The sequence below is a fragment of the Streptomyces sp. UW30 genome, from assembly GCF_008042075.1.
GTDB lineage: Bacteria > Actinomycetota > Actinomycetes > Streptomycetales > Streptomycetaceae > Streptomyces.
Genome location: NZ_RDBN01000053.1, coordinates 813,519 through 834,726, shown reverse-complemented (window position 1 = coordinate 834,726; position 21,208 = coordinate 813,519). Strand labels below are relative to the sequence as shown.

Annotated in this window: 16 protein-coding genes; 10 read left to right on the top strand and 6 right to left on the bottom strand. The window is 71.5% G+C overall.

Annotated features, from left to right (window positions below; genetic code table 11):
* Positions 1-109 precede the first annotated feature (109 nt).
* Genes EAO75_RS38015 through EAO75_RS38005 form a run of 3 tightly spaced genes read right to left on the bottom strand, consistent with a single transcriptional unit; the run spans position 110 to position 2,935 of the window.
* A complete protein-coding gene (locus EAO75_RS38015; RefSeq protein ID WP_261989589.1) occupies positions 110-1,447 on the bottom strand; it encodes a coenzyme F420-0:L-glutamate ligase in 1,338 nt (445 codons plus the stop codon).
* The gene (gene cofD, locus EAO75_RS38010; RefSeq protein ID WP_147999645.1) at positions 1,444-2,403 is read right to left on the bottom strand and encodes a 2-phospho-L-lactate transferase; all 960 of its coding nucleotides are present in this window, start codon (positions 2,401-2,403) and stop codon (positions 1,444-1,446) included. The genes EAO75_RS38015 and cofD overlap by 4 nt, the downstream gene beginning before the upstream one ends.
* A 34-nt stretch (positions 2,404-2,437) precedes the next feature.
* A complete protein-coding gene (locus EAO75_RS38005) occupies positions 2,438-2,935 on the bottom strand; it encodes a cysteine dioxygenase (RefSeq protein ID WP_147999644.1) in 498 nt (165 codons plus the stop codon).
* A gap of 716 nt (positions 2,936-3,651) precedes the next feature.
* Between EAO75_RS38005 and EAO75_RS37995 the strand changes: the two genes are divergently transcribed.
* The 3 genes from EAO75_RS37995 (at position 3,652) to EAO75_RS37985 (ending at position 9,326) form a co-directional block, all read left to right on the top strand.
* Positions 3,652-3,915 (top strand): WhiB family transcriptional regulator, encoded by a 264-nt coding sequence (locus tag EAO75_RS37995; RefSeq protein WP_003975777.1) that lies wholly within the window; start codon positions 3,652-3,654, stop codon positions 3,913-3,915.
* A gap of 204 nt (positions 3,916-4,119) precedes the next feature.
* Positions 4,120-7,785 (top strand): glycosyltransferase family 2 protein, encoded by a 3,666-nt coding sequence (locus tag EAO75_RS37990; protein ID WP_147999643.1) that lies wholly within the window; start codon positions 4,120-4,122, stop codon positions 7,783-7,785.
* Entirely contained in the window at positions 7,782-9,326 is a 1,545-nt protein-coding gene (locus tag EAO75_RS37985; protein WP_147999642.1) for a DUF5719 family protein, read from the top strand. Before EAO75_RS37990 ends, EAO75_RS37985 begins: the two co-directional genes overlap by 4 nt.
* 37 nt (positions 9,327-9,363) lie before the next feature.
* Here EAO75_RS37985 and EAO75_RS37980 read toward each other — a convergent pair whose 3' ends face one another.
* A complete protein-coding gene (locus tag EAO75_RS37980) occupies positions 9,364-9,807 on the bottom strand; it encodes a metallopeptidase family protein (protein ID WP_148000521.1) in 444 nt (147 codons plus the stop codon).
* 343 nt (positions 9,808-10,150) lie between these two features.
* Between EAO75_RS37980 and EAO75_RS37975 the strand changes: the two genes are divergently transcribed.
* The 7 genes from EAO75_RS37975 (at position 10,151) to EAO75_RS37945 (ending at position 17,910) form a co-directional block, all read left to right on the top strand.
* Positions 10,151-10,528 carry a DUF3499 domain-containing protein gene (locus EAO75_RS37975; protein WP_256333189.1) on the top strand — a complete coding sequence of 126 codons (378 nt, stop codon included), beginning with the start codon at positions 10,151-10,153 and terminating at the stop codon, positions 10,526-10,528.
* 182 nt (positions 10,529-10,710) lie between these two features.
* On the top strand, positions 10,711-12,327 hold the full coding sequence (locus EAO75_RS37970) for an L-lactate permease (protein ID WP_147999641.1): 1,617 nt from the start codon (positions 10,711-10,713) through the stop codon (positions 12,325-12,327).
* Between the two features lie 113 nt (positions 12,328-12,440).
* Positions 12,441-13,805, top strand: coding sequence for a phosphomannomutase/phosphoglucomutase (locus EAO75_RS37965; protein WP_147999640.1), 1,365 nt, complete (start codon positions 12,441-12,443; stop codon positions 13,803-13,805).
* 258 nt (positions 13,806-14,063) lie between these two features.
* Complete coding sequence (locus tag EAO75_RS37960; RefSeq protein ID WP_147999639.1) at positions 14,064-14,234, top strand: Trm112 family protein; 171 nt, start codon at positions 14,064-14,066, stop codon at positions 14,232-14,234.
* A 118-nt stretch (positions 14,235-14,352) separates the two neighbouring features.
* Complete coding sequence (locus EAO75_RS37955) at positions 14,353-15,483, top strand: SIS domain-containing protein (RefSeq protein ID WP_147999638.1); 1,131 nt, start codon at positions 14,353-14,355, stop codon at positions 15,481-15,483.
* 118 nt (positions 15,484-15,601) lie between these two features.
* A complete protein-coding gene (gene manA / locus EAO75_RS37950) occupies positions 15,602-16,753 on the top strand; it encodes a mannose-6-phosphate isomerase, class I (RefSeq protein ID WP_147999637.1) in 1,152 nt (383 codons plus the stop codon).
* A gap of 173 nt (positions 16,754-16,926) precedes the next feature.
* The gene (locus EAO75_RS37945) at positions 16,927-17,910 is read left to right on the top strand and encodes a cation diffusion facilitator family transporter (RefSeq protein ID WP_147999636.1); all 984 of its coding nucleotides are present in this window, start codon (positions 16,927-16,929) and stop codon (positions 17,908-17,910) included.
* Between the two features lie 135 nt (positions 17,911-18,045).
* Here EAO75_RS37945 and lepB read toward each other — a convergent pair whose 3' ends face one another.
* Both lepB and EAO75_RS37935 read right to left on the bottom strand, forming a co-directional pair.
* Positions 18,046-18,711 (bottom strand): signal peptidase I, encoded by a 666-nt coding sequence (lepB, locus tag EAO75_RS37940; RefSeq protein ID WP_147999635.1) that lies wholly within the window; start codon positions 18,709-18,711, stop codon positions 18,046-18,048.
* 119 nt (positions 18,712-18,830) lie between these two features.
* Positions 18,831-20,918: a fructose-specific PTS transporter subunit EIIC gene (locus tag EAO75_RS37935; RefSeq protein WP_147999634.1), complete on the bottom strand. Its 2,088-nt coding sequence runs from the start codon at positions 20,916-20,918 to the stop codon at positions 18,831-18,833.
* Positions 20,919-21,208: the final 290 nt, after the last annotated feature.

Sequence of the window (21,208 nt, the reverse complement as noted above, 5' to 3'; positions counted from 1 at the left end):
AGGTCCTACGAGCGTAAGCGCCGGAAAGCGCCCACGAGTGCCGGTACCGAGAGCGCCCTACGAACGCATGCGTATGCGCCCCATGGCTCGCGTCAGCCCACCGCACACATCAGCGCACCTCAACGAACGCCCCCGCATCCCGCTCGGCCCGCGGCCGAGGCTCCTCCCCCGGATGCCCGACCGCCACCGCCCCCATCGGATCCCAGTCCTGCGGCAGCCCGAGCACCTCGCGCACCACATCCCGGCAGAACATCGTCGACGACACCCACGCCGAGCCCAGCCGCTCCCCGGCCAGCGCGACCAGGAAGTTCTGCACCCCGGCCCCGGTGGCGACGACGAACATCTCCCGCTCGGCCCCGTCCCGCCGCGCGTCGCCGTAGGTGTGCGACCCGTCCATGACCAGGCACGGCACCACCAGATACGGCGCATTGCGCAGCACGTCCCCGCGCCGCACCCGCTTGGCGATGGACTCCTCGCTCTTGCCGTCCCGCCGCAGATCGGCGATCCAGGCGTCCCGCATCGCGTCGAGCAGCCGCGTCCGCGACTCCTGCGACTCCAGCAGCACGAACCGCCACGGAGTGGTGTGGTGCGGCGCCGGCGCGGTGACCGCCGCAGCGACCGCTCTTCGTACGGCCCCGGGGTCGACGGGCTCGTCCGTGAACGCCCGTACCGTACGGCGCTGGGTCACCGCCTCCCGTACCGCCTCCGACGTCCCCAGCCGGAACATGTCGTCCCGCGCGGAGCGCACCAGGGCCCGCGCCCCCTCCCCGTGGTCCTCGGCCACCGTGTGCGCCAGCCCGCGCACGACGGCGACGGGCAGGCCCGCGGCCTTGCCCTTGACCAGGTCACCGGCGGCGGCGAGTTCGTCCGCGGTCGCCACGACGGTCGCGCTGAGCGGATTGCCGTGCGCGTCCGTGCCCCCGCGCAGATCGTCCAGTACGCGGATGCCGGCCGCGCCGATCGCGACGTCGGTGAGCCCGGCGCGCCAGGGACGCCCGAACGTGTCCGTCACCACGACACCCACCCGGACACCGAGGGCGTCCCGCAGCCCGTCCCGGATCGCCCGCGCGGACGCGTCCGGATCCTCGGGCAGCAACAGCACGGTCCCGGCCGGAGTGTTGGAGGCGTCGACCCCGGCGGCGGCCATCACCAGGCCCTGCCGGTTCTCGACGATGCGCAGGGGGCCGCGGCGCGCCACGACCCGTACCGTCTCCGCGTCGATCGCGGACTCCCGGTCGCCCGCCTCCACGATCCGGCCCTCGGCCTTGGACACGATCTTCGAGGTGACGAGCAGCACGTCCCCGTCGACGAGACCGGGCTCGGCGGCCGCGATCAGCTTGGCCAGATCGTCGCCCTGCGCGACCTCGGGGATGCCGGGGAGGGCCCAGACGCGGTATCCGGGGGCGCCGTCGGCCGCGGGCGCCCCGCTCAGCTCCTCGCCGCTCAAACCGCCCGCACCTCCTCCGCCAGCGTCAGCGCCTCACGGGCCATCTGCGCCGCGGCGTCGAGGTCGGTCATCATCAGCGGTACGGCCCGGCAGCGGATCCCGGCCGACTCGACCCGCTCCACGGAGCCCGCGTCCACGGTGTCGACGAGCCAGCCGTCGAGGAGCCCGGAGCCGTAGTGCTCGGCGACCGCCGCGGCCGTCGACTCCACACCCACCGCCGCGAGCACCTTGTCGGCCATCCCGCGCACGGGCGCGTCCCCGACGATCGGGGAGAGGCCGACGACCGGCACGCCCGCGTCGGCGATCGCCTCGCGGATGCCGGGCACGGCGAGGATCGTGCCGACCGAGACGACCGGGTTGGACGGCGGGAAGAGGATGACGTCGGCCTGCGCGAGGGCCTCCAGGACCCCGGGCGCGGGCTTGGCCTGCTCGGCCCCGACCGGCACGATCGCCTCCGCCGGCACCGAGGCCCGCAGCCGCACCCAGTACTCCTGGAAGTGCACGGCCTTGCGCTCGCCGTCCACCTCGACCGCGACATGCGTCTCGACGCGGTCGTCGGTCATGGGGATGAGACGGACTCCTGGCTTCCAGCGGTCGCACAGGGCCTCGGTCACCGCGCTCAGCGGATATCCGGCGCCGATCATCTGCGTCCGCACGATGTGCGTGGCGAAGTCCCGGTCGCCGAGCCCGAACCACTCGGGGCCCACACCGTAGGCCGCGAGCTCCTCCTTGAGGTGAAAGGTCTCGTCGGCCCGGCCCCAGCCCTGTTCCTCGTTGATACCGCCGCCGAGCGTGTACATCACCGTGTCGAGGTCCGGGCAGACCTTCAGCCCGAAGAGGTGGATGTCGTCCCCGGTGTTGCCGATGACCGTGATGTCCGCGTCCGGCACGGCACGCTTCAGACCACGCAGGAACCGGGCACCACCGATGCCGCCTGCCAGAACCACAATGCGCATGGGCCCAAGTCTTGCAGGCGGGTACGACAACGCGTCAGGCAGTCACCGGACGCGCCTCGCACGCCGGGGTGGTCGTGTGCATCGGCATCTCGGTCAGGCCCGGGTAGTACACGTGCAGGCTCACCGCCGGCTCCAGCGCGTCGTTGACGACCTCGTGGGTGTACCCCGGTGCGAACACCCGCTGCGCTCCGGCCGCCAACGCGCGCGTGCCGCGCTCCGTGCGCTCGGTCAGCGTGCCGTCCAGGACGGTCAGGACGCCCGAGGAGCGGCCGTGGTCGTGCGGGCCGCTGCCCTGCCCGGGGACCCAGGACAGCAGCCACACCTCGTAGCCCGGGCCTGTGCGCAGCCGGTGGTACCAGCGCGTGGTGGCGTCGTACCGGACGAGGTGCTCCCACTGCGAGCGGTCGGCGGCGATGGAGCGGGCCAGCCCGACGAACTCGGCGACGGTGGCAGGGTGCTCGCGCGGTGGTTGGAGGAGGTGCGGGACTTCGAGGATGTCTCCCGCGATCTGGAGGTCGCTGTCGCTGTTCATGAGGTGCGTGGGTTCCTTGGCGCAAGAAGGGGGGTGGCTGGGTGTCGATCGCCGTCCGTCCGGATCGCGGGGGACGCAGGAGCCCTGGTCGGGGCGTGGGAACAAGCAGCCGAGTCGCGGTGGACTCAGAGGCAGCCGGAGCGGTCGGGGAGGCTCAACAGCTGGAACAGCAACAACAGCTACAGCGAGCGCGGGCAGCACCGTGGGACCCGGCGGTGCGGGTCGAGGTGAGTGCCGAGTTCGCGAGCATGCCCACAAGGACATCGGTTCGCACCTTCGGTGTCAACTCGGCGCCCGCCCAGTGGGACAGGTTTCACCTCATCCGGTGCATCTCCGTGGCGAAAGGTTTGTTCATGGGGCGGTCGGGAGACATGGCGCACAACCGGGCGCACGAGCGTCGTTGTGATCCTGTGATCCGACTGTGATCCGGTTCGCTTCTGCGGGTGTGTGCAACGAGATCGAACTTCTGGGCGTCCTTTTCCGTACAGGCTCTGCGGAGAGGCGTACGCCCTCCGGGGTCTTGTCTGCCTGTCAAGGTTTATGCCGATTTGAACACTTTCCGCTAGGCCTTGGTTCCGCAGAGTGAATAAGGGGCTCAATAGCAGATCTCGGCTTGACTCGCCCGGAGCAGCACACTTGTAATTTCACTCGTGTCGTTCAGCCGGAATCGGTAACGGCCGCATCACGGGGACGCGAAAGACAGACGAGGGGCGCACATGACCGAGCTGGTGCAGCAACTGCTGGTCGACGACGCGGACGAGGAACTCGGCTGGCAGGAGCGCGCGCTGTGCGCCCAGACCGACCCCGAGTCCTTCTTCCCCGAGAAGGGCGGCTCCACCCGCGAGGCCAAGAAGGTCTGCCTCGCCTGTGAGGTCCGCTCCGAGTGCCTCGAATACGCCCTCGCCAACGACGAGCGCTTCGGCATCTGGGGCGGTCTGTCCGAGCGGGAGCGCCGCCGGCTGAAGAAGGCGGCCGTCTGACCGCTGCGCGGGCCTGCCTCGGCCGCATCCGCACATACATACGTCTCGAACAGGTCTCGAACGGCCCGTCGCAGGTGGGTTATCCACAGGCGGCGGGCCGACGTGATGCCCAGCCGATAGTGTGGTCGCTCGTCCGAGACGCCCCGCTGTCCCCCGGGGACACAGGCGTCCACCGCAGTCCATCGAACCGGGGCCCGTACCTCGATGTCCGTGCACAGCCACACGGCAGCCCATCACGACGCCGCTGCCACACCTGAGTTCCCGCGTCATGTGGTGACGGCGGTGCTCGTCTCCCACGACGGCGCCCGCTGGCTGCCCGACGTGCTCGCCGGGCTGCTCGGCCAGGAGCGCCCCGTCCAGTTCGCCGTCGCGGCCGACACCGGCAGCGCGGACCAGTCCGCGCAGCTGGTCACCGACGCCCTCGGCGACGACCGCGTACTGCACCTCGCCCGGCGCACCGGATTCGGCCAGGCCGTCGAGGAGGCCCACCGCACCGCGCCCCTCCTCACCCCGGACGAGCTGCCGTATCTGAAACGGCCCAGCGGCTGGGACCCCGTCACGCGCACCTGGCGCGACGACGCCTACGACATGCCCGAACTGCCGCACGGGGAACCGGTCCAGTGGCTGTGGCTGCTGCATGACGACTGCGCCCCCGAACCCGACGCCCTGGCCCAGCTGCTGCGCGTCGTGGAGAACGAGCACGAGCTGGGGCGCGACGATGTCGCCGTGGTCGGCCCGAAGCTGCGCGGCTGGTACGACCGCCGCCAGCTCCTCGAGGTCGGCGTCACCATCGCCCACTCCGGCCGCCGCTGGACCGGCCTGGACCGCCGCGAACAGGACCAGGGCCAGCACGACCACGTGCGCCCCGTGCTGTCCGTCTCCACCGCCGGCATGCTCGTCCGGCGCGACGTCTTCGAGGAGCTCGGCGGCTTCGACCGGCGACTGCCCCTCATGCGCGACGACGTCGACCTGTGCTGGCGTGCCACGGCCGCCGGGCACCGCGTCCTCGTCGCCCCCGAGGCGGTCGTACGACACGCCGAGGCGTCCTCCCGCGAGCGCCGCACCGTCGACTGCGTGGGCCGCACCGCCGCCTCACCGCACAAGGTCGACAAGGCGGGCGCCGTCTACACCCTGCTCGTCAACACGCGTACGGCCGTGCTGCCCTGGGTGCTCCTGCGCCTGGTGTTCGGCACGGTCCTGCGCACGCTCGCCTACCTCGTCGGCAAGGTCCCCGGACAGGCCCTCGACGAGATCCGCGGCCTCATGGGCACCTTGCTGCGCCCCGAGCGGATCATCGCCGGACGGCGCAGGCGCGGGAGTCCCGTCATCGACAAGGGCGAGCTGCGGGCCCTGTTCCCGCCGCCCGGCGCGACCGTGCGGGCCACCGTCGAGCAGGTCGCGAGCAACCTCACCGGCAGCTCCGACCCCGAAGTGGCCTCCGGAGCGGGACGGCACGGCAGCGCGGTCGAGTCCGGACCCGGCGGCGACGACGCCGACTTCCTGGAGATAGAACAGTTCGCGCGCCTCAAGCGCATCGCCCGCAAGCCCGGCCCGGTGCTCTTCCTGGTGCTGCTGTTCGTCTCGCTGATCGCCTGCCGCCAGCTCCTCGGCAGCGGTGCCCTCGCGGGCGGCGCCCTGCTGCCCGCCCCGGCCGAATCCGGCGAGCTGTGGTCCCGTTACCTCGACGCCTGGCATCCGGTGGGCGCCGGCGGCACCCCGTCCGCGCCGCCGTATCTCGCGCTCGTGGCGATGCTCGCCTCCGCCCTGCTGGGCTCGACCGGATTCGCGGTCACCTTGCTGCTGGTCTGCTCGGTGCCGCTGGCCGGATTCACCGCCTACTTCGCCTCCCGCCCGCTCGTCGAGTCGCGCCTGCTGCGCGCGTGGGCGGCCGTCGTCTACGCCTTCCTGCCCGCCGCCACCGGCGCCCTCGCCGGCGGCCGCATCGGTACCGCCGTACTCGCCGTCCTGCTGCCGCTCATCGCCCGCGCGGGCATCGCGGCCAGCGGCCTGGCGAACAGCTCCGGCGCGCGCGGCAGTTGGCGCGCGACCTGGGCGTACGCACTGCTGCTGACGATCGCCACGGCCTTCACGCCGATCGTGTGGCCGATCGCGCTGCTCCTCGGCATCGGGCTGCTGGTGGTGCGGCGCACCGAGATCACCGCGTACGGCCTGCGCTTCCTGGCCCAGTTCGGGGTGCCCCTGCTGGTGCTCGCGCCCTGGTCGCTGTCGCTGCTTCCGTTCGGCTTCTTCCGCGAGGCCGGCTTGGAGTACGGCTCCTCGGCCGCCTCCGCCCTGGACCTCCTCGGCGCCAGCCCAGGCGGGCCCGGCACCGTCAGCGGGCTGATGCTCATCGGCGTCGTGCTGGCCGCGCTGGCCGCCCTGCTGCGCTCCGAGCGCCAGCTGGGCATCCGGACGGCCTGGGCGGTCGCCCTGCTCGGCTTCGTCTTCGCGGTCCTGTCCAACAGCTCCACGTGGGCCGGTCCCGCGACCCTCGTCTACGGCATCGCCCTCCTGGCCGCCGCGCTGCTCGGCGCCGACGGGGCCCGCTCGCGCGTGGCCGAGCAGAGTTTCGGCTGGCGTCAGCCGGTCGCCGCGCTGATCGCCTTCACCGCGGCGGCGGGCCCGCTGCTCGTCGCCGCCGGCTGGATGATCGGCGGTGCCGACGGACCGGTGGAGCGGCGTGATCCCGTGCAGGTGCCCGCGTTCGTCGCCGAGGAGAGCGGCACCCGCGACCAGGCCCGCACCCTCGTCCTCGACAGCGACTCCCCGGCCCATGTCGGCTACATGCTGGTGCGCGGCTCCGGCGCCCGCCTCGGCGACGCCGAACTCGCCGTGGCCGACGGGGAGAACGCCAAGCTCGACAAGATCGTCGCCAACCTCGTCGCCGGATCCGGCGCGGACCAGGCGGACCAGTTGGGCGCGTTCGCGGTGCGCTACGTCCTCGTCCACAAGGGGGCGCCGCGCGACGTCACGCGTGTGCTGGACGCCACGCCGGGGCTGTCGCGACTGAGCGAGCAGAACGGCAGCGCGCTGTGGCGGATCGACCGGCAGGTGTCCCGGGCGGCCATCGTCGCGGGTGCCGGATCGGGGGCGGCCGGTGCCGGTGAGCCCGCGCCGGTCGCCGCCGGGCCCGTCGAAATCCACGCCACGATTCCGGCCGGCGCCGACGGGCGGGTCCTGCGTCTCGCCGACAGCACCGACGACGGGTGGACGGCCACCCTGGACGGCAAGGAGCTCACCCCGACCACGGTCGACGGCTGGGCCCAGGGCTTCGAACTGCCCGCCGAGGGCGGCAGGCTGGACGTCACCTACGACGACCCGATCGGCCACACCGTCTGGCTGTGGGCCCAGGGCTTCCTCGCCCTCGTGCTCGTCGTGATGGCGCTGCCCGGACGGCGTCGTGACATCGACGACGACCTGCCCGAGGAGGCGCCCGTCCCGGCCGAGGCCATGGCGGGCGAGGGACGCCGGGCCCGCCGGCTGCGCGCCCAGGCCGAGGCCGAAGAGGGCGGCCAGGGCGAGGAGTTCCCGCCCCCTCCCACTCAGGAGCCGTCCCCGGCGATTCCGCAGCAGACCCCATACGGAGAGTGGGACACACCCCACTACGCGAGCGCCGAGTACGGCAGCTACGGCGGCGAGCAGTACCAGGGCGGCCAGCAGCAGTATCCGGCCGGCGACGCCTATGACCAGACGTATCAGGCGGATCCGTATCAGGGCGGCCAGTACGACCCGTACGCGTACGGCGGTCAGTCGCAGGGCGGGGCGTACGACCCCTCGTACGACCAGACCTACCAGCAGGGCTACGACGCGGCATACGACCCGGCGCAGCAGCAGCACGGCAGCGAGCGTTCCGACGGGAGCCAGCAGTGAACCGCACCACCCTGTCCCTGATCGCCGGCGTCGGCGCCCTGGCCGCCGTCACCGGGTTCGCGGCGCTGACGTCGCCCGCCGCGTCCGGCGCGAACACCGCGAAGGCGGCTGCCGAGCTGCCGGTGGAGCGCACGAGCCTGGTGTGCCCGGCGCCGAGCATCTCGGACCTCGCGGAGACGACGTACACCTCGTTCACGCCGGTCACCAAGGGGACGGCGAGCGACGGGAAGGCTGCACTGCTGTCCGCGGGGGAGGGGTCGGGACCGGCGGCCGACGGCAAGGGCGGCAAGGACGAGAAGACGGACAAGGCCGACAAGGGCGCCAAGGGGGGCAAGACCGCGGAGGCCGACAAGCCCGTCCTGGCGGCCAAGGAGCCCGGGATGCCGGTGAGCGAGGACGCCTCCGGGGCCGACTCACCGGCGCTCGTCGGGACCGCCGACGGGAAGTTCGCGCCCGGGTGGACCGTGCAGCAGACCACGGAGGTCGCGGCGGGCACGGGGCGTGGGCTCCAGGGCGTCAACTGCACCGCGCCGGACACGGAGTTCTGGTTCCCGGGGGCCAGCACGGCTCCCGACCGTACGGACTACGTGCATCTGACGAACCCCGACGACTCCGCCGCCGTCGTCGACATCGAGCTCTACGGCAAGGACGGCGCCCTGGAGACCACGGTGGGGGAGGGGATCACGGTTCAGCCGCACTCCGGCGAGCCGATACTCCTGTCCACGCTCACCAGCGAGAAGCAGGACAACGTGACCGTGCACGTGAGTGTGCGCAGCGGTCGCGTGGGCGCCTCGGTGCAGGCCCTGGACGACAAGCTCGGCGGTGACTGGCTGGCGGCGTCCGCCGATCCCTCGGGGAGCCTGGTGCTGCCCGGCATTCCCAAGGACGCCACGGCGGTGCGACTGGTCGCGTTCGCGCCGGGGGAGGCGGACGCGGATCTGAAGGTGCGGCTCGCTGCGCCGTCCGGGTCGATCACGCCTGCCGGGAATGAGACGTTGCACGTCAAGGGCGGGATGACCAGCGCGGTGGACCTCGGTGACGTGATGCGCGGGGAGGCGGGGTCGCTCGTGCTGACCCCCACCGATCACTCCGTGCCGGTGGTCGCGGCGCTGCGCGTGGTGCGTGGCAAGGGGGCCAAGCAGGAGACGGCGTTCATCCCGGCCAGCCGGGCCGTCGGTTCGCGCGCGACGGTGGTCGACAACCGCGAGAAGGGCACGACGCTGTCCGTGACGGCGCCGTTCGGTACGGCGAAGGTCAAGGTGACCGCGTCGGCGGGCAGCGAGGGCGGTGCGGCCGCGTCGAAGACGTACACGGTCAAGAGCGGTACCACCCAGGAGGTGGAGATCCCGGTGCCGAGCGGCCTGAAGGGCACGTACGCGCTGACGGTCGAGACGGTGTCGGGCGGGCCGGTGTACGCGTCGCGCACGCTGGCGGTGACGGAGGACGGGGTGTCCGCCTTCACCGTGCAGACGCTGCCGGACGACCGGGGCATGGTGGCCGTGCCTCAGGCGGATGAGGATCTGTCGGTGCTGCAGAAGTAGCACCCGGCCCCGGCCGGGCGGCGACTGCGGACGGTCGTCAGTCCTCGCCGTAGCGGGGATCCACCGTCTCCGGCGTGAGGCCCAGCAGCTCCGCGACCTGTTCCACGACCACCTCGTGGACCAGGGCCGCTCGCTCGTCCCGGCCCTTGGTGCGGATCTCCACCGGGCGCCGGTAGATGACGACGCGTGCGGGGCGTCCCTCGTTGGCGGGGATCGTGCCGCCCAGGGGGACCGCCTCGTCGTTCCAGGTGCGGCCGTCCAGGCGGGGGACCTCCAGGACCAGGAAATCGATGTCGGTCAGCTGGGGCCAGCGGCGCTCCAGACGTTCCACCGAGTCCTGGACCAGGTCGGCGAAGACGTCGGCGCGGCTGGCGGCGAGCGGGACCTGGGGTGGTGCGATAGGGCCGCGCATGCCCCGTCCGTGTCGATCACGTCGGCGGGGCCCGGGGCCTGCGGCACGGGGCGGTACAGGGGTGTCCATCACTGATGAAGCGTAGTCCTCACCGCCGGTGCGTGTCCGATCGCGGCGGGGTGGTGGGAGCGGTGTCCCGTCACCCGTACGGCATGTCGGCAGATGACCATTCCAGCCAAGCTTGGGCTCGATTCCGCTTCTCTCCGAGACCGTCGAAGTCGAGGTAATTGTTGGGTTTTGTGGCGAGTGGTGACCGGTTCTGCAAGTCGCCGGCATCTCGCAACGAGGCTTTTGTGCAGGTCAGAAGGGTGTGGCGGGAGGGGTGCGTGAGGTGCTTGACGGCACGACACGGTGGGGTGACCTGGGGGAGAGTCGTCGCGGCCCGCTCAAGAGTGCGGTACCGTCCAACGTCGTGAGCCCTGTACGTCGCTGTTCGCGCACCGCTTGCGGCCGTCCCGCCGTTGCGACGCTGACGTACGTCTACGCCGACTCGACCGCGGTCCTCGGCCCGCTCGCCACCTACGCCGAACCCCACTGCTACGACCTGTGCGCCGAGCACTCCGAGCGCCTCACCGCCCCTCGCGGGTGGGAGGTCGTGCGCCTGCTGGACAGTTCCGCTCCGGCCCGCCCGAGCGGGGACGACCTGGAAGCGCTTGCCAACGCGGTGCGTGAGGCGGCCCGTCCGCAGGAGCGGGCGGCGCAGGCCGGCGGGGGCGGCGGTCGTGGGGCCGACCCGATGGAGGTCGCGCGGCGCGGCCATCTCAGGGTGCTCCGTTCGCCCGACAACTGACGATTGACTCCTCTTCGTCTCCCCGCCCTTCTCGCCTTTGCCCCCTGTCCTCATGCTTGTCCTCATGCCTTCGTTTCGTTGAGTGATGCACAGGCATTGACGGGTCGTTGTCGCGGACACGACCATTCCGTATGCCGGAACGAGAAATCGCTTTCCGTATTGCGGAATCCGGGGAGGCGCCCGTGTACGTCCAGGAACTGGAGCCCGTAGCAGGCTCACTGGGACTGTCCGCCCTGGTGGCGGCCCTGCCGCTGGTGATCGTGCTCGTCCTGCTCGGCGGGGTCCGGATGAAGGCCCATCTCGCAGGGCTCACAGGGCTGCTGGCGGCCGTCCTGGTCGCCTGGCTCGCGTACGGCATGCCGCTCGGGCAGGCGCTCTCCAGCGGCGCCCAGGGAGCCGTCTTCGGGCTCTTTCCCATCCTGTGGATCGTCGTCAACGCCCTGTGGGTGTACCGGATGACCGTCCGGACGCGGCACTTCGACATCCTCCGGCGGTCGTTCGGGCGGCTGTCGGACGACCCGCGCATCCAGGCACTCGTCGTCGCCTTCTGCTTCGGGGCCCTGCTGGAGGCCCTCGCCGGCTTCGGGGCGCCCGTCGCGATCTGCTCGGTCATGCTGGTGGCGCTCGGGTTCGAGCCGGTGCGCGCGGCGGTGGTCGCGCTGGTCGCCAACACGGCGCCCGTCGCCTTCGGTGCGATGGGGACGCCCGTGGTGACGCTGGCCCAGGTCACCGGGCTGCCGCTGGACGACGTGGCTTCCGTGGTCGGGCGTCAGACGCCCCTGCTGGCGCTCGTCGTGCCGCTCGTGCTGGTCGGCCTCGTGGACGGGCGGCGCGGGCTGCGGGAGACCTGGGTGCCCGCCGTGGTGTGCGGCCTCGCCTTCGCCGTCGCCCAGTTCGCCGCCTCGAACTACGTCTCCGCCCAACTCGCCGACATCGGGGCCGCCTTGGCCGGCGCGGGCGCCCTGGTCGCCGTGCCGCACGCGCGCGTGCCCGCCACCGAGGCGGTACGCGCGTCCGTACTGACCGGGTCGCGCAGCGAGGAGTTGGACGAGGACGATCCGCGCGGGGAGGTCGTGCGGGCCTACGCGCCGTACGCCCTGATCGTCGTGATCTTCTCCATCGCCCAGATCCCCGTGGTCAAGGACTGGCTGGCCGGGGCGACCCAGACCTACGACTGGCCCTTCCTGAACGTCGTGAACCCGGACGGCCAAGCGGTCGGCGGCAATGTCTTCAGCTGGCCCATCGTGTCCACCGGCGGCACGCTCGTGCTGCTCGCCGGGCTGTGCACGGCCGTCGTTCTGGGGGTGCACGCGCGCGTGGCCGTCCGGGAGTGGGCCGCCACCGTGCACGAGTTGAGGTTCGCCATCCTGACCGTGACGTCCGTGCTGGCGCTCGCGTATGTCATGAACCTGTCCGGGCAGGCCGCCACCATCGGCTACTTCGTGGCGGCGGCCGGGGCCGGGCTCGCCTTCCTGTCACCGGTACTGGGCTGGTTCGGGGTGGCGGTATCAGGGTCGGACACCTCGGCCAACGCCCTGTTCGGGGCGTTGCAGGTGACGGCGGCGCGGGAGTCGGGACTGTCGCCGGAACTCCTGGCCGCCGCCAACAGTTCAGGAGGTGTGCTCGGCAAGATGATCTCGCCGCAGAACCTCACCATCGCGTGCGCGGCCGTGGGTCTCGCGGGCAAGGAAGGGGACCTGCTGCGGCGGGTGCTGCCGTGGAGCCTCGGACTGCTGCTGGTGATGTGCCTGATCGTGGTCGGACAGAGTTCGCCGGTGCTCGGCTGGATGCTGCCCTGACGTCCGCGCTGACCTGAGGTTACGGCTCGGGGTCCACTCAGCGGGCACCCGGCGCAGTGTCAGTGCGGGCGGGTAGTTTGGGGTGACCGACAGGACTTTCAGAAGGGTTGGCCGTGGCTGCTGATCTGTCACAGCTCGTGAAGGCGTACGACGTGCGCGGGGTCGTCCCGGACCAGTGGGACGAGTCACTGGCCGAGCTCTTCGGCGCAGCCTTCGTCCAGGTGACGGGCGCGAGCGCGATCGTGATCGGTCACGACATGCGCCCCTCGTCGCCCGGCCTGTCCCGCGCGTTCGCACGCGGAGCGGCGGCCCGGGGCGTCGACGTCACCGAGATCGGCCTGTGCTCCACGGACCAGCTCTACTACGCCTCGGGCGCCCTGAACCTGCCGGGCGCGATGTTCACGGCCTCGCACAACCCGGCCCAGTACAACGGCATCAAGCTGTGCCGCGCGGGCGCCGCCCCGGTCGGCCAGGACACCGGCCTCGCCGAGATCCGCGAACTGGTCGAGGGCTGGACCGAGTCGGGCGCCCCGGAGACGACCGCGACGCCGGGCACGATCACCCAGCGGGACACGTTGGAGGATTACGCGGCCTACCTCCGCTCCCTCGTCGACCTGACCGCGATCCGCCCCCTCAAGGTCGTCGTCGACGCGGGTAACGGCATGGGTGGCCACACCGTGCCGACCGTGTTCGAGGGCCTCCCGCTGGACGTGGTCCCGATGTACTTCGAGCTCGACGGCACGTTCCCGAACCACGAGGCGAACCCGCTGGACCCGGCGAACCTCGTCGACCTCCAGAAGCGGGTCCGCGACGAGTCGGCCGACCTGGGCCTCGCCTTCGACGGCGACGCCGACCGCTGCTTCGTCGTCGACGAGCGCGGCGAGCCCGTGTCCCCGTCCGCCGTCACCGCCTTGGTGGCCTCGCGCGAACTCGCCCGGCACGGCGGCAAGGGCACGATCATCCACAACCTGATCACGTCCTGGTCGGTCCCCGAGGTCGTCGAGGAGCACGGCGGCACCCCGGTCCGCACCCGCGTCGGCCACTCCTTCATCAAGGCCGAGATGGCGAAGTCCGGCGCGATCTTCGGCGGCGAGCACTCCGCCCACTACTACTTCAAGGACTTCTGGAACGCCGACACGGGCATGCTGGCCGCCCTCCACGTCCTGGCCGCCCTCGGCGGCCAGGAGGGCCCCCTGTCCGGCCTGGTCGCCCAGTACGACCGCTACGCCGGCTCCGGCGAGATCAACTCCACGGTCGCCGACCAGAAAGACCGCCTCGCCGCGATCAAGGCCGCGTACGAGGGCCGCGAAGGCGTGGAACTGGACGAGCTGGACGGCCTGACGGTTACGACCGCCGACTGGTGGTTCAACGTCCGCCCCTCCAACACGGAGCCCCTCCTACGCCTGAACGCGGAGGCCCGGGACGAGCGGACGATGACGAAGGTACGGGACGAGGCATTGGCGATCATCAGGGGGTGAGCGGCGCAGGCGGTGTTTCTTGAGGGGCGTCACCCTTCAACGCCGGCCGGCATCTTTCAGCCTGTCCGGCGTTTGAGGACAAGGCCCCTTCAGGGCCGATGCGCGGGTCTGGGGGCGGCAGCCCCCAGAAGGCACCGGGGTCGAAGGGGCAGAGCCCCTGGAGGAGGGACGGGTAGGGGCGGCGGGGGCGAAACTCCCCACGCCAACCACACAGCACAGCCCAACCCCGACACCACCCCGCCCGAGAAGGGACCCGCCATGCCGCTGGAAGCCGGCCTCCTGGAGATCCTCGCCTGCCCGGCCTGCCACGCCTCTCTCAAGGAGCAGGACGCAGAGCTGATCTGCACAGGCCAGGACTGCGGCCTGGCATACCCGGTCCGCGACGACATCCCCGTCCTGCTCGTGGACGAGGCCCGCCGCCCCGCGTAACCGGGCCCACGGCCACGGGGCCAAAGAGCACGACGACCTGACTCCGCACAGACGCACCGGCACAACGCCCCGCCACACCAGAGCCCAAACCCGCCCCGGCGATCGGAGGCTGTCGCCCATGCTCGACGAATCGCTGCTCGACACGCCGGAGGCGCTCGCCGAGGCCGACCGCCGTGCCCTGCTCCGCGGCGCGGCCGAAGCCGGCGCCCGCGTCCGCACCGCCGCCCGGCACGCCGCCGAGGCCGGCGTCCACGACCTGAAGCCGGACGGCCGCCCCCGCGCCATCCTCATCGCGGGCCCCGGCGCCGCCGCCACCTGCGTCGCCGACCTCCTCGGCACCCTCGCCGGCGCCACCAGCCCGGTCACCCGACTGGCCCCGGCCGGCGTCGCCCCCGCCGCGGGCGCCCTGCGCTGGGAGCTGCCCGGCTGGGCCGGCTCCGTGGACCTGCTGCTGATCACCACCCCCGACGGCACCGAGCCCGGCCTGGCCCTGCTCGCCGAGCAGGCGTACCGCCGCGGCTGCACGGTCGTCGCCGTGGCCCCCGCCGCTTCCCCGCTCACCGAAGCGATGCACGGCAACCACGGCCTCTTCGTACCGATGGCGACCGCCCCGTACGAGGAGGAGGACGAGGCCCTCGCCGCCTCCGCCCCCGGCGTCCTGTGGGCACTGCTCACCCCGCTCCTGGCGCTCCTCGACCGCACCGGCCTGATCACCGCCCCGCCCGACGCCGTCGACAAGGTCGCCGACCGCCTCGACCACATCGCCGAGCGCTGCGGCCCCGCGATCGCGACGTACAGCAACCCCGCCAAGACCCTCGCCGCCGAACTCGCCGACTCGCTCCCCCTGATCTGGACCGAGGGCGTCTCCGCCGGGCCGGCCGGCCGCCGTTTCGCCGCCGCGCTCGCCGAGCTCTCCGGCCGCCCCGCCCTGGTCGCCGAACTGCCCGAGGCGCTCGCCTCGTACCACGCCCTGCTCGCCGGCCGGCTCGCGGGGAGCGCGGACCCCGACGACTTCTTCCGTGACCGCGTGGAGGAGACACCGGCCCTGCACGCGCGCGTGGTGCTGTTGCGCGACCGTCCGATCGGCGGCATCACCGCCGCGCCCGCCGCCCGCGACCTGGCCCTCAGCCACGACACACCGATCAGCGAGCTGGAGCCGGAGCCCGGCGGCGAGTTGGAGACCCTCGCGGAACTGATCGCCATCACGGATTTCGCCGCCGTTTACCTGGCGCTCGCTTCGGGAGCCTGATCTGTCCCAGGGCGCCCTGACAGCCGTACGCCGCAGGAACCGGCAGGCATACACAAGGCGAACAGGCGTCCTGCACGAAGAGAACCCGCCTACCCGGAGAGAGCAGGCAGACAGCCGCATGGACCGCCTCGACAACACCATCCGCCCTTACGCCTGGGGTTCCACCACCGCGATCGCGAAGCTCCTCGGCGTCGAGCCGACCGGCGAACCGCAGGCGGAGATGTGGATGGGCGCGCACCCGGGCGCACCCTCGCGCACCGAACGCGGCACGCTCGTCGAGGTGATCGAGGCCGACCCGGAGCGCGAGCTGGGCGCCACCGCCGTCGCGAAGTTCGGCCCCCGCCTGCCCTTCCTCCTCAAGATCCTCGCCGCCGGCGCCCCGCTCTCCCTCCAGGTGCACCCCAACCTGGAGCAGGCGAAGGAGGGTTACGAGGACGAGGAGCGCCGCGGCATCCCGGTGGATGCGGGCCACCGCAACTACAAGGACGCCAACCACAAGCCCGAACTGATCTGCGCGCTCACCGAGTTCGACGGCCTGTGCGGCTTCCGCGACCCCATCGAGGCCGCCGACGCGCTGGACGGCCTCGGCGTCGACTCCCTCAAGCCGTACGTCGACCTGCTGCACGCCCACCCCGAGGAAGCGGCCCTGCGCGAGGTGCTCACCGCGATCCTCGGCGCCGACCCGGAAGAGATGGCCCGCACGGTCGCCGAGGCCGCGGCCGCATGCGCCCACCTCGGCGGCGAGTACGCCCCGTACGCCGACATCGCCCACCACTTCCCGGGCGACCCCGGCGTCATCGCCGCCATGCTCCTCAACCACGTCCGCCTGCAGCCCGGCGAGGCCCTTTACCTCGGGGCCGGCATCCCGCACGCCTACATCAGCGGCCTCGGCGTCGAGATCATGGCCAACTCCGACAACGTCCTGCGCTGCGGCCTGACCCCCAAGCACGTCGACGTCCCCGAACTCCTGCGCGTCGTCCGCTTCGAGGCGGGCGACCCGGGCGTGCTGCGCCCCGAGGCGTCCCCGGACGGCGAAGAGGTCTACGAGACGCCGATCGACGAGTTCCGCCTGTCCCGCTACGTCCTCCCGGAGGGCACCGTCGCGCACGACCTCACGCGCGCGACCCCGCAGATCCTGCTCTGCACGGCGGGTGCCGTCCGCGTCGGGGAGCACGAGCTGACGCCCGGTCAGTCCGTCTTCGTGCCGGCGGGCGAAAAGGCCGAAGTGTCCGGAGCCGGCACGGTCTTCCGGGCCACGGTCCTCGCCTGACCGAGGGCATCTCACGACCCGGCGCACCATTGTCGGACCGGGCTGCAACAATGGCCCACCGGGCAAAGGACGGGCAAAGCCGAGCGGGGGGCCGCGCGCTCCCTCGGCGACGCCCTGGACGGCGTACGGACGCACGGGCGTACGAAGACGAAGGCGAAGGGACAACGCGACACATGAGCGCGTCAGGCGGTACCAAGGCGATCGTGGCGGCACTCGCCGCCAACCTCGCGATCGCGGCATCGAAGTTCGTGGCGTTCGCGTTCAGCGGCTCGTCGTCGATGCTCGCCGAGGGCGTGCACTCGCTCGCCGACTCCGGCAACCAGGCCTTGCTGCTGGTCGGAGGCAAGAAGGCCCAGCGCGAGGCGACCCCGCAGCACCCCTTCGGCTACGGCCGCGAGCGCTACATCTATGCCTTCCTCGTCTCGATCATCCTGTTCTCGGTCGGCGGCATGTTCGCCCTCTACGAGGGCTACGAGAAGATCAAGCACCCGCACGAGATCGAGCACTGGTACTGGCCGGTCGGCGTTCTCCTCTTCGCGATCATCGCCGAGACCTTCTCCTTCCGGACGGCCATCAAGGAGTCCAACGTCCTGCGGGGCAAGAAGTCCTGGACGGAGTTCGTCCGCCACGCCAAGGCGCCCGAGCTGCCGGTCGTCCTCCTGGAGGACCTCGGCGCGCTGGTCGGTCTGGTCCTCGCCCTCGGCGGCGTCGGCCTGGCCCTGCTCACCGGCGACGGCGTCTGGGACGGTATCGGCACCGTCTGCATCGGCATCCTGCTCGTCCTGATCGCGGTCGTCCTGGCCATCGAGACCAAGTCGCTCCTGCTCGGCGAGGCCGCGGGCGTCGAGGACGTCCAGAAGATCGAGGCCGCCGTCGTCGACGGCGACGTGGTCACGCGCATCATCCACATGCGCACGCTCCACCTCGGCCCCGAGGAGCTCCTGGTCGCCGCCAAGATCGCCGTCCCGCAGGGCGACACGGGCGCCGAGATCGCCTCCGCCATCAACGCCGCCGAGGCCCGCATCCGCGAGGCCGTCCCGATCGCCCGCGTCATCTACCTGGAGCCCGACATCTACAGCGAGGCCGAGGCTGCGAAGGGCGCCGACCGCGAGGCGACACCCGGGGGACCGGCACAGCACGGCGACGCCGAGCACTGACGTTCCGTACGACTGCTCGCCGTAGGGCATGTGTCCGTACGGCGACGGGGCCCGCCGAGTCGATCGGCGGGCCCCATCGCGTATCTCGTCGCGTCCCTCGTATCCCTCGTATCCCTTGGACCGGGGCCGGGACCGTCACCACCGCTCCGGCCACAACGCAACCTGCGCCGCCGGCCGCCGCCGAATGTTGCGTGCCGCGACCCCGAGGATGAGACCGGCGAGGGCGAGAAGGAGCCCGAGCAAGGTGGCCGCCGCAAGCAGCAGCGGCATCACATGGCTGTCGGTCACCCGGCCGATGACCGCGCCGACGGGCACCGTCCCGCCGTGGTCCTCGGTGAAGAAACGGGAGTCGCGCGAGTTCTGACGGTGGTCGCCGAGCAGGAACAGCCGCCCCTCGGGCACCGTCACTTCGTACGGGCCGTGCATCCCGTCGGCGATGCCGTCCTTCACGTACGGCTCGCTGAGCGGCTTCCCGTTGACGGTGATCCGCTCCCGCGCGGTGTCCATACCTTCGCAGCAGACGACGTGGTCGCCGCCGACGCCGATGACACGCTGCATGACGGCACGATCGCCGTAGCGCTCCGGCGCGGTGTACAGCACCAGGTCGCCCCGCTTCACCTCGTCGCCGACGCGCTCGGCGACGATCCGGTCGCCGATGTCGTACGTGGGCCGCATGCTCTCGCTCGACACGCTGGACAGCACATAGCCCGTCCGCAGCCACAGCACGGACGCGATCACGAGCGCCAGCCCCAACGGGCCCACCACCCACGCCGAGACCGCGAGTCTTCGCGCCTGCCCCATCAGCACTCCCTCCCCAGGCGGAACCTCCGCGGCGGCTGAGGGTAGCGGTCAGCAGTGAACGTCCGTGCGGGCCCACAGCCCATGGCCGGCGGGCCCGCACACGACGCTCCTGGCCCCGGCTACCGGATCTCGCCCAGCACACCGAGCACCGCGGACTCGTCCCCGGCCGCCAGCAGCCGCTCCCGGAACTCCGCGTCCATCAACTTCCGCGACAGCAGCGCCAGAATCCGCAGATGCTCATCGCCCGCTGCCGCCTCCGGTACGGCGATCATGAACACGAGCCTCGCCTTCGTACCGTCCAGCGAGCCCCACTCGACGCCCTGCGCGGACCGCGCGAACCCGACGACAGGCGCGCTCACCGCATCCGTCTTGGCATGCGGAATCGCGATCTCCTCCCCGAGCCCGGTCGTGCCCTGCGCCTCCCGCCGCAGCGCCGTGGCCACCAACTCGTCCACATCCGCGACCTTGCCGCTGCGCGCCAGCAACTCCGCCATCTCACGGATGGCGGACTCCTTGTCACCGGCGTCGATCCGGACCTTCAGGGTCTGCGCGGTGAGATACCCGGAGAGAACCTCCCCCGAGACGTCGTCGCTTTCGGCCGAGTCGACCTCTGCGACCGCTTCGGCCGGACCGCCCTGCTTGGGCACGGCCCCCTGCTTCACGACGGCTACGCCACCACCAGCGCCCGCCACTGCGACGCCCGCCCCGACCAGCGCAACCTCGGGCACACCCGCACCGACGCCCGCGTCCTCGCGCCGCCCACGCTCACCCAGGTCGACAAGGGCGACCGTCGTCAACGCGGTGACGACCGACCCGATCACCACGGCCACGAAGAACATCGGCACACCGCTCACCGCGCCCAGCACCGCCACGATCGGCCCGCCGTGCGGCACCGCGTCCTCGACGCCGGCCACTCCGGCGACCGCACCGGCGACCGCGCCGCCCAGCATGTTGGCGGGGATGACCTGCGCGGGCCGCGCCGCGGCGAACGGGATCGCGCCCTCGGAGATGCCGAAGCAGCCCATGAACAGCGAGGCGAGCCCGGTCTCCCGCTCCTGCTCGGTGTACAGCCGCTTGCGTATCAGCGTGGCCAGGCCCTGACCGAGTGGCATGACCGGGATCGCGGCCGCGCACATGCCCATGACGGTCTGATTGCCGGTCGCGATGAGCCCGGCGCCGAACAGGAACGCCGTCTTGTTGACCGGCCCGCCCATGTCGAACGCGATCATGAGCCCGAGAATCGCACCGAGCAGGATCGCGCTCGTACCGGTCATCCCGCTGAGCCAGTCCGTCAGGTTCTCGAACACCCAGGAGATCGGCTTGCCGATGACGTAGACGAAGAAAAGCCCGAGCGCCGTGGTCGCCACGATCGGGATCACGATGATCGGCATGATCGGCTGCGCGAACTTCGGGACCTTGACCTTCTTGATCCACAAGACCAGATAGCCGGCGAGGAACCCGGTCACGATCGCCCCGATGAACCCGGCACCCGCCTTGGAGTCGTACAGCTCACCGGTGTTGGCGATCCAGCCACCGACCATGCCGGGCACGAGAGCGGGCCGGTCCCCGATGGCATACGCGATGTAACCGGACAGGATCGGCACCATCAGCGTGAAGCCGATGACGCCGATGTTGTTCACGTCCATCCAGAAGGAGTCCTTCGGGATGACCAGACCGCCCGACGGGTCCGTGTGCCCGCCGAGCGAGAGCGATATCGCGATCAGCAGCCCGCCGACCACGACGAACGGGATCATGTAGCTGACCCCGTTCATCAGCGCCTTGTACCCGACGCTCCGCTCCTTGCCACCGCCCGCCGCAGGAGCCGTGCGAGCGCTCCCTGCCGCGTGCACGGGCGCTGACATCACCCGCTCGATCAGCTGCTCGGGGTGGCGAATACCCTCCGCCACTCCCACGGTCAGCACCCGCTTGCCCGCGAAACGGCTCAGGTCCACGTCCTTGTCCGCGGCGACGATGATGCCGTCGGCATGTTTGACATCGTTGTCATCGAGGACGTTTTCAGCCCCGATGGATCCCTGGGTCTCCACTTTCATGTCGATGCCGCGGCTCTCGGCAGCCTGCGCGAGCTTCTCAGCCGCCATGTACGTGTGAGCGATGCCGGTCGGGCACGCGGTCACCGCGAGCAGCTTCAGCCGCTTCTGCTCGCCACTGCCGCTGCCCGTGGGGGGACGGCCGGCCGGACTGGTCACGTCGATCTCCTAACGCCATTGTCGTGCGCAAACGCCCTCCCGGACGCCCCGCAAGATCGATCAGATCTTCCCGATCTCGTTCCGATCTCCAGGCATCCTGCACCACCTCGCCGCAGGCTCAAAGGGGCAAAGATTCCGTAGTGTCCCGGTCTGTCGCCACCTGTGAACCGTTCGTTGTGGTCGGCGGGCTGCTGATCGCGATATCGCTCTCGCTCGGCGGGCACACGGACCCGTCGGGCGGTCTGGTCATCCCGAAGGACTCCTTCTGGATGGACGTGAACAACATCGGC